The sequence below is a fragment of the Kribbella qitaiheensis genome, assembly GCF_042657745.1.
GTDB lineage: Bacteria > Actinomycetota > Actinomycetes > Propionibacteriales > Kribbellaceae > Kribbella > Kribbella qitaiheensis.
Genome location: NZ_JBHSKE010000042.1, coordinates 170,066 through 182,596 on the forward strand (window position 1 = coordinate 170,066; position 12,531 = coordinate 182,596).

Below are 12,531 nucleotides of genomic sequence, written 5' to 3' on the forward strand. Positions count from 1 at the left end.
GATCGTCGTTCAGCTCTGGTCGTCGACGATCGCGTCGGCGGCGTTCTTCTTGACCGAGGCGACGCCGTTCAGCGCCGAGTCCTTGCTCTTGTACCCCTCGGAGCTGGCGATGATCTGACCGTTCGGCGCTTTCAGCCGAAACCGGTACTCGCCCCGCCCATCCTTGAACACCTCGAACTTGGCCCCCACGATGCACCCTCCCTGGTTTCACATCGCCCTACGCCTGACTATCCCCGTGCAGGGGTTCGGCGTTACCGTTCGGACCGGAGAACTTCCGGCAACCCGGCCGGAGTACTCCTGAAACCTGGTGCCGGACCCCGTCCACGCCGACAATGCGGAACATGCCGGACACAACAACCGCGGAGCCGTTCGTCGTACGGAAGCGGCGGTTCGAGACCACCACGTCGATCCTGTACCTCGGTGGGCTGGTCTTCGCGCTGATGGTGATGCTCACGCTGGTCTGCGTGGTGGTCGCGCTGGTCAAGGACGAGCCGGTCCGCGGACCACTGGAGGCCGTCTGGCTGTCCTGGTCCGGGATGCCGTTGATCTTCGCGGTCGGGTTGCCGGTACTCATCCTGGTCGGCGTGGTCACTACCGCCGAGTCACGGCGGGAGGCCGACGCCGAACTCGTCGCCCTGGCGATCGACCAGGACGGCGTCTACCTCGGCGGCGAGCAGCCGCAGACCTTGCCGTGGACCGAGGTACACGGCATCTGCCGGGTCGAGCGCTGCGACGCCAACACCGAGGACGGCGAGAGCTGGTTCCCGCATCTCGTCGTGCTCAAGCATCCGGAGACGGAGCTGGCGCGCAGCTCGAAGTCGTGGGGGCCGTCGCGGCGCTGGCCCGGTACGACGGAGCTCCTCGGCCGCCCGTTGCCCTTCGAGGACCTGGTCGAGGCCGTCCGCCGGCACGCGCCCCACATCCCCGTCACCGACCGGGGGCGCGTCCCGGACTGATCAGCCGTTGGCGCCGAGGAGCCTCTCCAGGTCGTTCAGCGTGGCCATCGCGCCGATCGGGCCGAGGCCGAGGAACCAGACCTCGTCGTTCACCCGGGCGACCTTGCCGGCCTTGACCGCGGGCAACGCCTTCCACAGGGTGCCGTTGACCACGGTGTTCTCGGCGGTCGTCTCCGGCTTGCCGTAGCTGGAGTAGAAGATCCAGTCGCCGTCCGCCTTGCTGATGTTCTCCTGCGAGACCTCGACGGCCAGGTCCTGCACGTCCTGGATCTTCGGCCGCGGCAGCCCGATGTCCTCGAGGATGACGCCGATGAAGGACAGGTTGCCGTACAGCCGGATCTCGCCCGGGCGGAACCGGACCAGCGAGATCGTCGGCGATCCGGTGACCTTGCTCTTCACCTCGTCGGCGCGCTTCTGGTAGTCGTTCAGCAGCTGGGTCGCCTTGTTCTCCTCGCCGAGGGAGTCCGCCAGCAGCAGGAAGTCCTCCTTCCACGGGAACCCGGGCCGGATGCTCATCACCGTCGGCGCGATCGCGCTCAGCTTGTCGTACAGGTCATTGGCGCGCAGCTTGCTGCCGAGGATCAGGTCGGGCTTCAGCGCCGCGATCGCCTCGAGGTTCAGCTCGCTGATCCCGCCGACCGTCTTGATGTCCTTGGCCTTGTCGGACAGGTAGCTCGGTACGCCGTTCTGCCCGGCGGTGGTGGCCATCCCGACCGGAGTGATGCCGAGCGCCAGCACGCCGTCGAGCTCACCGCTGTCGAGCACCACGATCCGCTCGGGCTTCTTCTCGAGCTTGGTCTCGCCGAGCGCGTGCTTCACCGTGCGCGGGAACGCCCCCGGGCTCGCGTCCGACCCAAGCTTCGCGGTCGCCTCGTCCGCGGTCGAGAACAACCGGCCGCCGGTGGCCACCTCGGTGTCACCCACTCCCGTGTCGGCGGACTTGTTGTCGTCGTTGCTGCCGCACCCCGCGAGCAGGACGGTCATCATCACCGCGCCCGCGAGCAGCCGGCGAGCCGATCCCATCACAATCATTCCCTCTCGTAGATCGATGATTGAGATTACAACAACTTTGGGTAGGCATACCTAACCGGTCTCGCATTCCGTACTCCTGTACAGGTTTACCGCGGGCACCATGAGAAGCGGACAGGCGGCCGCCGCGGCCGGCCGACGCTAGCCGCCGAGCTCGCTGGTCAGGTCGCGCGTCTCCCCTGCCTCCAGGCTGACCGAGAACGCCTGACCGTTGGGTCCGCTGATGGCGAAGGTGCCCGCGTGGTCTGCCGTGACTGTGGCGGTGGTGAGGGTGCCCGCTGACCAGGTGACGTCGAAGGAGAGCCCGCCCCGAGCCCGAAGACCGTGGTACGAGCCGTCCGGCCACTCGGCGGGAAGCGCGGGGAGGAGGCGGATGACGTCTGTGTGGCTCTGGATCAGGAGTTCGGCCATACCGCCGGTCATGCCGAGGTTGGCGTCGATCTGGAAGATGTCGCCGGTGCGGTACAACAGGTTCTCCGACGCCAGCTTGCTCAGGTAGTTGCGGACCACCCACGCTGCCTTCTCGGACTCCCCCAGCCGCGCCCACAACGCGATCCACCATGCGCTGGTCCACCCACCCGGATCACCCGTCGACGTCCGTACTGCGAGTGAGGCGCGCGCGGCGGCCGCCCAGTCCGCAGTACGGGCCGGGTCGATCTCCGCGCCTGGGTAGAGACCGTAGAGGTGGGACTGGTGGCGGTGATCCGGCTCTGAGGGCTCCCAATCGGTCGGCCACTCCATCAACCGTCCGTCCGTCGCGATCGGGACCTCCGGCAACCTCCCGACAGCGTTGCGAATCCGCGAGGCCAGGTCGGTCGACAACCCGAGCGCCTCCTCGGCCTCCAGGACGTTCCCGAACAGCTCACGCAGCACCCAGAGGTCGTACGTCGTGGTCAGGTCGACCGACGCCTTCGCACCTGAGGGCAGGATGAAGTGATGCTCGGGAGCGGTGGACGGGATGAACTGCAGCCGCCCATCCCGGTCCTCCACCAGCATCGCCAGCGCGAACTCCGCCGCACCGGCGAGCACCGGATAGGCCCTGTCCCGCAGGTACTCCAGGTCCGGGTGGAACCTGTAGTGCTCCATCAGGTGCGCCGACAGCCAGATCCCGCACGTCGCCGCCATCGCCCAGACCGGGTCGTCGCCACCTTCGCCCACGGGCCAACTGGCTCGCCAGATGTCCGAGTTGTGGTGCGAGACCCAGCCCGGCGCGTCGTACAGGATGCGAGCGGTCTCCGCGCCGGACTCGGCCAGACCTTCGAGCAGGCCGACGAGCGGTTCGAAGCACTCGCGCAGTCCGGTGACGTCGGCGAGCCAGTAGTTCATCTGGGTGTTGATGTTGTTGGTCCAGTCACTCGCCCACATCGGGCGGCGGTCCTGGTTCCAGATCCCTTGCAGGTTGGCCGCCTGGGTGCCCGGGCGGGACGACGCCATCAGCAGGTAGCGCCCGAAGCCGAACACCAGCGCGGCCAGGTCCGGGTCGTTGCCTCCGGCACCGACCGCCCGGATCCGCTCGTCGGTCGGCAGGTCGACCGGCGTCCCGAGAGCCAGCTCGGCGCGGTCGTAGAGAGTCGTGTGGTCGTCGAGATGACGCTGCCGAACCTTGTCCAGGGCAACGGCATCCACCAGCCGGACAGCGTCGGCCAGGGCGATCGACGGATCCGCGCCAGGCTTCACGGACCAGCCGGCGAAAGTGCTTGCCGCCGACAACACCAGGGTGAGCGAGTCCGCCCCCTCCACGGTGATCCCGGGCCCGGAGGTCTGGACGATGCCCCCAGTGGCGAAGGCCCGCAGTACGACGCCGAAGCCGATGCCGTGACCCTCGCGGTACTGGATCGGGTCCGGGCTGGTCCGGTACTCGATCGTCAGGTCCGAAGGGGCGCGGCCCGCCACAGCCACCGTCGTAGCGTCGACGACCGAGTCCTCGACGGGATGCTCACTGGAGAGCGCGACCCGTACGTCGACGGCTCCCGGAGCGTCGGCGGTCAGAGTCCACACCATCACCTGGTCAGGCGTCGAGACATAGGTCTCGCGGTGGTAGCGCACGCCCGCACTGGTGTAGTCGATCGAGACGATGCCCGTCCGCAGGTCGAGGCTGCGACGGTAGTTCTCCGCAGTGTCGCCAGACGTGATCAGCAAGTCCCCGAGCGGCTGGTAGGACTCGACCAGAGGTCCCTGCAGAGCGCGGGTGCGCTCGGTAGCGGCCAGCTGGTCGCCTTCCTCCAGCAACAGCCGACGGACGTCGGCCAATACCTGCGGGCCGTCCAGCACCTCCAGGGTGCGGGGACCGTCGCCCGACCAGACGTCGTCGAGGTTCAGCGCGATCCGCTCGTCGGAGACCCGGCCGAAGACCTTCGCGCCGAGGTGGCCGTTGCCCACCGGAAGCGCCCCGAACCAGTCGGCGGCAGGGGTACGGAACCACAGTTCGTGCGACATGCGGGCGCTTCCTTCACGAAGTGGCGGCCGCGCCAGGAGCCAGGACGGTGGCTCCCGGCGCGGCCGGGGAGGGTGCGGCCGGAGGGGACGGCCGACGGGTTACTTGTTGCCGGACTTGTACTTGTCGTACGCCTGCTGCTGGATCTCCAGGTACCGCTTCATCCCGGTCGAGTCGAGACCCTTGACGAAGGCGTCCCACCCGGTGTCGATGTTCTTCGTGCCGGTGATGAAGGCCAGCTGGTTCTGCGAGACGTAGCTGTTCAGGTTCGTCTGCAGCGTGGCCAGCTCGGAGCCGAGGCTCGGGTCCGGCCAGACCGACGTGCCCGGGAACCACTGCGCCTTGTCCTCGTGACCCTCGTACTGCTTGGTCGCCTGGAACAGCCGCCGCTCGAGACCATCGGAGCTGTAGATGTCCTTCGGCACGACCTGCGCGTTCCGGAACGCCAGGGTGATGTTGTACTGCGCCATCGCGTCCCAGGCGATGTTCTTCTTCGCCTTGTCACCGGAGAACCGGTACCAGCCCGGCTCACCCTCCAGCGCGACGTCGCCGGCCTGCGGCTTGCGCCAGCCCACGCCCTCCGGGCCCATCAGGCTGACCTCGCGGCCCTCGTCGCTGTAGATGTAGTCGAGCATCTTGACCGCGGCGACCTGCGCCTCCTTGCTGGCCTTGTTGGTCAGCATGAAGGTGTAGCCGGTCGAGCTCGGGTAGTTGTAGCCGGTGTAGTTCTTGCCCTCGGGACCGGTCAGCGGCGGCACCGCGTCGTACTGCTTGTCGCGACCGTCCTTGGAACCGAGCTGGACGAAGATGCCCGGCCACAGCACCGGCACCGAGCCGAGCGTGACGGCCTTCGGGTTGTTGCCCTGGGCCTGCAGCGCCTGCGCGTTCTGGGTGAAGGCGGCCTGGTCGATCAGACCCTCCTTGAAGAGCGAGTTGATGTACTTCAGGCCCTCCTTGAACTCCGGCTTGCTCACCGGGGTGACGACCTTGTCGCCGTCCAGCGTGATCAGCGAGCGGACCCCGTTGTTGGCGCCGACCGGGTCGTGGGCGAACGCGTTCATCAGGTACGCGATCAGGCTGCTGTCCTGCGGGTCGGTGGTCATCGGGATCTCGTCGGCCTTGCCGTTGCCGTTCGGGTCCTTCGTCTTGAAGGCCTGCAGCACGGTGCGCAGTTCCTCGGTCGTCTTCGGCATCTGCAGACCGAGCTTCTTCAGCCAGGTGCTGTTGATCCACAGCTTGTCCGGGTAGGTGCAGTGGAAGCAGTCCGACCACTGCGGCAGGGCGTAGATGTGACCGTCGGGAGCGGTCGACATCTCCTTGAAGGTCTTGTTGGAGTCCAGCGCCTTCTGGATGTTCGGCGCGTTGTCCTTGATCAGGTCCTCGAGCGGCAGGGCGACGCCCTGGGTGCCGAGCTTGAGCACCTCCGCCTGGGTGAACCCGTCGACCCACGGGATCAGCATGAAGAGGTCCGGGTAGTCGCCACTGGCAAGCGCGATCTGCCGCTTCTCCTTGGCCGGCCCGCCGTCGTACGTCGTGGTCTGCCAGCGGAACTGGATCTTGAACTTGTCGCTCATGATCTTGGTGACCGCGTTGGAGTCCAGCTTGTCGTCCGGGCCCTGCGGCGAGAAGGTGTCGATGACCACCTTGCCGTCAGAGCTCACCTCGTTCGTCGCACCGTCATCGGACTTGTCGGAGCTACAGCCCGCGACAGCCAGCGCGGTGGCTGCCACCAGTGCGGCCACCACCCTGCTCTTGGTTGAGCGCATTTTTCCCTGTTTCCCTTCTGGAACTTACTTACTAACCCTTGACAGCGCCGACCATGACGCCCTTGGTGAAGTGACGGGCGATGAACGGGTAGATGATCAGTACGGGCAGACTCGAGACGACGATCAGCGCGTACTTGAGCACGTTCGCCAGCTGCTGCCGTTCGAGCTGCTGGGCGACGTCGGAGGCGGATCCTGTGGTGGAGTTCAGGATGAGGATGTTCCGCAGCACGATCTGGAGCGGATACAGGCCCGGGTCCTTCAGGTAGACCAGGGCGTCGAAGTAGGTGTTCCACTGGAAGATCGCGTACATCAGCGCGATGACGGCGATCACCGGCTTGGACAGCGGCAGCACCACCGACCAGAGGAAGCGCAGGTCGCTCGCCCCGTCCAGCACCGCCGCCTCGTAGAGGTCGTCGGGAATCGTGCTGCGGAAGAAGGTGCGCGCGATGATGACCTGCCAGACGCCGATCGCGCTCGGGATCACCATCGCCCAGCGGGTGTTCAGCAGGCCGAGGTCCTGGACCACCAGGTACGTCGGGATCAGGCCGCCGGAGAACAGCATGGTGAACAGCAGCACGCTCATGATCACGTTGCGGCCGAAGAACGTCTTGCGCGAGAGCGGGTAGGCGATCGCGATCGTCAGGGTGACACTGATGAACGTCCCGCCGATGGCGTAGATCAGCGAGTTGTAGTAGCCCTTCAGGATCTGCGGATCGCTGAGCGCCTCGCGGTACGCGCGCAGGCTGGGCTCGACCGGCCAGAGGAACACCCGGCCGCCGCTGACCGCGCTCGCGCTGCTGAAGGAGTTGGCGACCACGTAGATCAGCGGGATCAGTACCGCGATCAGCGCGAGCGTCAGCATGATCTTGATGCCGATCAGGAAGATCCGGTCGGTCCGGGTCTCGGCGATGGTGGACTTCTCCACCTGCGCACCGGGCTTGTTCAGCCGCGCCTTGAACGGCTGCAGGGTGACGCTCATCGGTTCTCCTCCGACAGATAGCTCGAGCTCGCGGTCATGACCACAGTCCGTTCCCGGTGATCCGCTTGGCGGCGAAGTTCACGCCGAGCAGCAGGAAGAGGTTGATCACCGAGTTGAACAGGCCGACCGCGGTGGCCATGCTGAAGTCCGCGTTGAGCAGGCCGGTCTTGTAGACGTAGGTGGCGATGATCTCCGACTGCGCCAGGTTCAGCGGGTTCTGCAGCAGGAAGGCCTTCTCGAACCCGATCGACATGATGTTGCCGACGCCGAGCACCAGGATGATCACCGCGGTCGGCATGATGCCGGGCAGGTCCACGTGCATGATCCGGCGGATCCGGCTGGCTCCGTCGATCTTGGCCGACTCGTGCAGCGCCGGGTCGATGCCGGCCAGCGCGGCCAGGTAGATGACCGCGGAGTACCCGGTGGTCTGCCAGACGTCGGACCAGACGTAGATATGGCGGAAGTAGTTCGGATCGCCCAGGAAGTCGATCGAGGGGATGCCGAACAACCCGATCGCGTCGTCCACGAACCCGATCCGCGGCGACAGCACCAGGATCGTCATCGAGACGACCACCACGGTGGAGATGAAGTACGGCGCGTAGGTGACCAGCTGGACGGTCTTCTTGAAGAAGCCCTGCCGGATCTCGTTCAGCGCGACCGCCAGGATGATCGGGATCGGGAAGCTGGCCAGCACCGTGTACGCCGCGAGCAGGAAGGTGTTCTTCACCAGCGTCCAGAACACCGGGTTCTGGAAGAAGAGCTCGAAGTTCTTGAAGCCGACCCAGTCGCTGCCCCACGGACCCTTGATCGGGCTGTAGTTCTTGAACGCGATCACCGCGTTGGAGATCGGGATGTACTTGAAGATGACGAAGTACGCGAGCGGGATGATGATCAGCAGGTAGAGCTGCCAGTGCCGGCGGAAGCTGCGCCGGGCCTCGGTCCAGCGGCTCGGCCGCCGGATCCGGGTGGATGCCACCGCCTGCTTCACCACCGGCGCGGGTGGCGCCGGTTTCACCTCGATCGTTCCGCTCACACCTGCATCCCTTCGGTACAAATCCGCACTCACCTCACCGCCTGGTCAGGTGTCGTGCACATGCTGTGACGAGTTGTCACTTCCTGGAGCCAAACCGATATCCGATAGGATCTCGGCTTCCTCCACCGGGAGGATGACACAGAACCCGGCCGGGCGGAAGAGGCACCATCACGGTCGATATCGGACCTTGACCGAGCGGCCTTCCGGCCTGCACCACAACGCGATCCGCGCATTTGCCCAGGGCAACAAACGCCGAAAGATCCCGTGGCACACCACGGGACCTGGGCGGTCGTCAGCGCCAGCCGGAGTCACTCTGAGCCGCGACTCCGGACTGGTGCCCGAATTTATTTCCTTTGTGAACTATATGGCAGTCAACTGCCACCGGCTCATCATGTCAAGACTTGGATGATGAGATGACACCGACTATTTCGGCAAGCGTGACGCGCCGCTTTTCGGTGGCGGATCGCACCGCGGCCTCGACCATCGCGAGGCTCTGCACGTTACTGTGCGCGGCAGTCGTGGAAGGCTCACCAGTTCGCACGCAACGGACGAATTCGGCGAGCGAGCCATCCGTCTGCTCGGGATCGTCGTCGACGGGGACCTCCCGTGGCGGATCCCCCGCGAGTGGGGCGTTGTCGCCGTCCCAGGTCGCCGTACCGAGCTCACCGGCCACCCGCCAGCGACTGTTCCACGAGGTCTCCTGGCCGGGGTTGCACCAGCTCCCGTTGAACACGAACCGGGCGCCGCCCGGGAACTCGAAGATCGCCGTCGCCGCGGCATCGCCGGCGAACCAGCTCCAGTCCGGGTTGTACGACTCGCAGTACACGGAGACCGGGTCCTCGCCGAGCAGCGCGCGGGCGGAGTCGAACTGGTGGATCGCCATGTCGACGAGCAGCGGGTACGGCATCTGCTCGCGGAAGCCGCCGAAGTGCGGGGCCCGGGCGAACTCGCAGGAGACGGTCGCGATCGATCCGAGCTCGGCGACCGCTTCCCGCAGGGCGGTGAACTGGTTGAGGTAGCGCCGGGACTGGCTGATCATCAGGAGCCTGCCGGTCTCCTTCGCGACCTCCGCGATCCGCTGGGCCTCGGCGACCGTCGGCGAGATCGGCTTCTCGCAGAGCACCGGCAGCCCGGCCCGGAGCGCTTCCTCGTTCACCGGGTTGTGGGCGGCCGGCACGGTCACGTTGACGACCGCATCCGCACCGACGAGCTCGACCAGCTCGGTCAGCGACCTCGCGACCGGGACGACCGCGGCGAGTTCCTCCTCGCTGACGCGCCGGGCGAGCTCCAGGTCCAGGTCGACCAGGCCGACGAGTTCGGTGTCCGGGGATCGGCCGAGCGTGTGCAACCAGGTGTGTCCCATCGCGCCCGCGCCGACCTGGATGATCCGCAGCGGCGCGGCCGCCTTCTTCTGCTTCCTCCCCCGCGGCTCAGACACTGAAGTCCCCCACCGCGTGCCGCTCGAGCGTCGGAGCCTTTCGCTCGGGCCGATCGGTGACCGCCCAGGCGACCCCGTTCGCGATCACCTTGCGGACGTCCTTGTGGTGGTAGACCGGGTAGTCCTGGTCACCCGGCGAGAAGTAGAAGATCCGGCCGTGGCCGCGGCGGAAGGTGCAGCCGCTGCGGAACACCTCGCCGCCGCTGAAGTTGCTGACGAACACGAGTTCGTCGGGGACCGGGATGTCGAAGAACTCGCCGTACATCTCCTGGGCCTCGATCTCGATCGGCTGCGGGACGCCCTGCGCGATCGGATGGGTCGGGTCGACGGTCCAGACCAACTCGCGGTCGCGCTCGTTGCGCCACCGCAGCGTGCAACTGGTGCCCATCAGCGTGCGGAAGATCCTCGACCAGTGGCCGGAGTGCAGCACGACCAGCCCGAGACCGGCCAGCACGTGCCGCTGGACCCGCTCGACCACCTCGTCGGACACCTCCTCGTGCGCCATGTGCCCCCACCAGACCAGGACGTCGGTGCTCGCGAGCACCTCGTCGGTCAGCCCGTGCTCGGGCTCGTCCAGGGTGGTCGTCCCGACCGTGAACCGGTCGCCGAGGTTCTCCTCGATGCCTTCCTTGATCGTGGTGTGCATGCCGTGCGGGTAGAGCTTGGCGACCCGCTGGTCGCGGTGCTCGTGCCGGTTCTCGCCCCAGACGAGAACGCGCGGGGTGTCTGCCATGAATGTCCGTTCGATCGCGTCGATTTGGGCGGTAAAGCGGTTAACCTGAGCCTAGCCGCGCGAGCGGCGCCCATGTCAAGACTCAGGGAGTACTGCGGGTGGCCACGGTCCGGGATGTCGCCGAGCGCGCGGGGGTGTCGATCGCGACGGTCTCCTTCGTGCTGAACGGGACCAAGCCGGTCACCCCCGCGACCCGGGATCGCGTCGAGGCGGCGATGGCCGATCTCGGCTACCGCCGCAACGTGCTCGCCCGGGCGCTGGCGTCACGCCGGACCCGGATCCTCGCCCTCGCCCACCCGACCCTGGAGCAGCGGCTCGGGAGTACGACGACGGACTTCGTCACCAGCGCGGCGCGGGCCGCCCGGGCGCGGGGATACCACCTGGTGCTCTGGCCGGTGGACACCGACGGCGACGAGATCCGCGAGCTCCTCAGCCAAGGTCTGGTCGACGGAGTGGTGCTGATGGAGGTGCTGCTCGAGGACGCGCGAGTGGAAGCCCTGACCGGCTCCGGTACCCCGTTCGCACTGATCGGGCGTACTGCGGATCCGGCCGGGCTGATCCACGTCGACATCGACTTCGACCAGAGCATGGCGATCGCGCTGGACCATCTGCAGGAGCTCGGCCACCGGGAGATCGCGCTGGTCAGCGCCGGCCACGCGCTCCCGGAGTACGGGCCGAAGGTGCGGTCTGCGGCGGCGTACCGGCGGCTGTGCGGTGAGCGGGGGTTGCGGCCGCTGCTGCTGGAGTGTGAGGCGAGTGTGGTGGGCGGGCGTTCGCTCGTACCGCGGTTGGAGGGGAGCACCGCGGTGGTGGTGATGAACGAGTTCGCCGGGTTCGGGTTGCTGTCCGAGCTGGCGAGCCGCGGTGTCGCAGTACCGGGTGAGGTTTCGATCGTGTCGTTCACTTCGCCTGACATGGCGGCCATCGCCGATCCGCCGTTGACGATCATGCGGTCGCCTGGTGCCACGCTCGGCGCGCTCGGGGTCGACGCACTGATCGATCGGCTGGAGGATCCCGAGCTGATGCCGCCGCCTCAGCTCCTCCCCTGCACTCTGGAGCCGGGCGGTTCGACTGGTCGGGCTTAGGTGTCCGTGCGGAGGCGGCCGTGGAGGTGCCAGTCGTGCCAGCCGTCGGCGTGCTTGATCGCCTGCCGCAGCGTGCCCTCGTGCCTGTAGCCGGTGCGCTCGGCGACGCGGCAGGACGCCGTGTTGGCGGTCGAGTGGTGGATGTCGAGGCGGTTGAAGCCGATCACGCCGAAAGCCCAGGCGGACAAGACATCCACCGCCCTCGCCGCGGTGGCTTTACCGCGGGCGCTCGGCGTCACCCAGTAGGACAGGCTGGCCGATGCCTCGGCCAGTGAGATGTTGCGCAAGCCGACCTGGCCCAGCGGTTCGTCTGCATCGTCGACGACTGCCCAGCTGGCCGCGCTCTCGTCATCCCACCGCTGCTTCCATTGCCCGGTCCACTCCTGGGCTTCGTCGAGGCTGTCCAGGCGGCGAACGTGCCAGCGCTGGATCTCCGGATCCTCGAATGCGGTCCGTACTGCGCCGGCGTCGCTCGCCCGCCACGGGCGCAGTACGAGCTCGACGGCTTCCAACCGAGGCTGGCCGAGTGTTTGCAGAGTTCCCTTGGACAACGCCGGATCAACGAGGACAGGCATGTGCTGATCCTAGGGTTTCGGCGATCCAGTCAGGCCGAGCCGGCGTTCATGGGCAGGTCGAACGAGCCGGTACGGCTGCCGGTCCAGAGCTCGGCCATCACCATGTTGACCCGGAAGACGCCGTGCACGATGGTCTGCGGCAGCTCGAGAAGGTTGTTCGCAGCAACGGACTTCAGGCTGTCGTCTTCGAGATTCACCCACTCCGGATGGGTTTCCGGCGTGAAGTTAGGGCGGAGGGCGACGACGCGGCCGCCGTACCGGCCGATCGCGCCGGCCAACGTACGGGTCAGGCACTCGATCGACGCGCAGGCCAGGCTGAAGCCGCCCATCTCGAAGCCGGACTCCCGCGCCGAGGACGCCGACAACATCAGGATCACGCCCTGGCCCTGCGCGATCATCCGGCGCGCGGCCGCGGTCGCTGAGACGACGAAGCTCGCGGGCGGATCTCTACACACCCGCTGACAGAAAGACCCGACCCGACCATCACGGGGGAACGGCCGGGC

General features: G+C 67.0%; 12 protein-coding genes. 2 read left to right on the forward strand and 10 right to left on the reverse strand.

Annotation, left to right across the window (positions count from 1 at the left end):
* Positions 1-9 precede the first annotated feature (9 nt).
* Positions 10-189: a YegP family protein gene (locus ACFPJ1_RS26990; RefSeq protein ID WP_132196896.1), complete on the reverse strand. Its 180-nt coding sequence runs from the start codon at positions 187-189 to the stop codon at positions 10-12.
* Between the two features lie 152 nt (positions 190-341).
* On the opposite strand from ACFPJ1_RS26990, the gene ACFPJ1_RS26995 reads away from it, so the two are divergent.
* A complete protein-coding gene (locus ACFPJ1_RS26995) occupies positions 342-956 on the forward strand; it encodes a hypothetical protein (protein ID WP_380108087.1) in 615 nt (204 codons plus the stop codon).
* Here ACFPJ1_RS26995 and ACFPJ1_RS27000 read toward each other — a convergent pair whose 3' ends face one another.
* From ACFPJ1_RS27000 to ACFPJ1_RS27030, 7 genes are all read right to left on the reverse strand, one after another.
* Positions 957-1,979 carry an ABC transporter substrate-binding protein gene (locus ACFPJ1_RS27000; protein ID WP_380108089.1) on the reverse strand — a complete coding sequence of 341 codons (1,023 nt, stop codon included), beginning with the start codon at positions 1,977-1,979 and terminating at the stop codon, positions 957-959.
* A gap of 147 nt (positions 1,980-2,126) precedes the next feature.
* Positions 2,127-4,421, reverse strand: a complete 2,295-nt coding sequence (locus ACFPJ1_RS27005; protein WP_380108091.1) for a glycoside hydrolase family 95 protein — start codon at positions 4,419-4,421, stop codon at positions 2,127-2,129.
* A gap of 99 nt (positions 4,422-4,520) precedes the next feature.
* Positions 4,521-6,185, reverse strand: coding sequence for a type 2 periplasmic-binding domain-containing protein (locus ACFPJ1_RS27010; protein WP_380108093.1), 1,665 nt, complete (start codon positions 6,183-6,185; stop codon positions 4,521-4,523).
* Positions 6,186-6,216: 31 nt separating this feature from the next.
* The gene (locus ACFPJ1_RS27015) at positions 6,217-7,164 is read right to left on the reverse strand and encodes a carbohydrate ABC transporter permease (RefSeq protein WP_380108095.1); all 948 of its coding nucleotides are present in this window, start codon (positions 7,162-7,164) and stop codon (positions 6,217-6,219) included.
* A gap of 34 nt (positions 7,165-7,198) precedes the next feature.
* Positions 7,199-8,197, reverse strand: coding sequence for an ABC transporter permease (locus tag ACFPJ1_RS27020; protein WP_380108097.1), 999 nt, complete (start codon positions 8,195-8,197; stop codon positions 7,199-7,201).
* Between the two features lie 394 nt (positions 8,198-8,591).
* Positions 8,592-9,635, reverse strand: a complete 1,044-nt coding sequence (locus tag ACFPJ1_RS27025) for a Gfo/Idh/MocA family protein (RefSeq protein WP_380108099.1) — start codon at positions 9,633-9,635, stop codon at positions 8,592-8,594.
* Entirely contained in the window at positions 9,628-10,368 is a 741-nt protein-coding gene (locus tag ACFPJ1_RS27030) for a ThuA domain-containing protein (protein WP_380108101.1), read from the reverse strand. Before ACFPJ1_RS27030 ends, ACFPJ1_RS27025 begins: the two co-directional genes overlap by 8 nt.
* A gap of 98 nt (positions 10,369-10,466) precedes the next feature.
* Between ACFPJ1_RS27030 and ACFPJ1_RS27035 the strand changes: the two genes are divergently transcribed.
* Positions 10,467-11,453, forward strand: coding sequence for a LacI family DNA-binding transcriptional regulator (locus ACFPJ1_RS27035; protein ID WP_380108103.1), 987 nt, complete (start codon positions 10,467-10,469; stop codon positions 11,451-11,453).
* On the opposite strand, the gene ACFPJ1_RS27040 is transcribed toward ACFPJ1_RS27035, so the two are convergent.
* The gene (locus tag ACFPJ1_RS27040) at positions 11,450-12,028 is read right to left on the reverse strand and encodes a GNAT family N-acetyltransferase (RefSeq protein WP_380108104.1); all 579 of its coding nucleotides are present in this window, start codon (positions 12,026-12,028) and stop codon (positions 11,450-11,452) included. The genes ACFPJ1_RS27035 and ACFPJ1_RS27040 overlap by 4 nt on opposite strands.
* Positions 12,029-12,057: 29 nt before the next feature.
* On the reverse strand, positions 12,058-12,483 hold the full coding sequence (locus tag ACFPJ1_RS27045) for a hypothetical protein (RefSeq protein WP_380108106.1): 426 nt from the start codon (positions 12,481-12,483) through the stop codon (positions 12,058-12,060).
* Between the last annotated feature and the right edge of the window lie 48 nt (positions 12,484-12,531).

Bases quoted from the DNA above. Each gene is read 5' to 3' on its own strand.
- ACFPJ1_RS26995 (WP_380108087.1), top strand. From the start codon at position 342: ATGCCGGACACAACAACCGCGGAGCCGTTCGTCGTACGGAAGCGGCGG.
- ACFPJ1_RS27000 (WP_380108089.1), bottom strand. From the start codon at position 1,979: ATGGGATCGGCTCGCCGGCTGCTCGCGGGCGCGGTGATGATGACCGTC.
- ACFPJ1_RS27005 (WP_380108091.1), bottom strand. From the start codon at position 4,421: ATGTCGCACGAACTGTGGTTCCGTACCCCTGCCGCCGACTGGTTCGGG.
- ACFPJ1_RS27010 (WP_380108093.1), bottom strand. From the start codon at position 6,185: ATGCGCTCAACCAAGAGCAGGGTGGTGGCCGCACTGGTGGCAGCCACC.
- ACFPJ1_RS27015 (WP_380108095.1), bottom strand. From the start codon at position 7,164: ATGAGCGTCACCCTGCAGCCGTTCAAGGCGCGGCTGAACAAGCCCGGT.
- ACFPJ1_RS27030 (WP_380108101.1), bottom strand. From the start codon at position 10,368: ATGGCAGACACCCCGCGCGTTCTCGTCTGGGGCGAGAACCGGCACGAG.
- ACFPJ1_RS27040 (WP_380108104.1), bottom strand. From the start codon at position 12,028: ATGCCTGTCCTCGTTGATCCGGCGTTGTCCAAGGGAACTCTGCAAACA.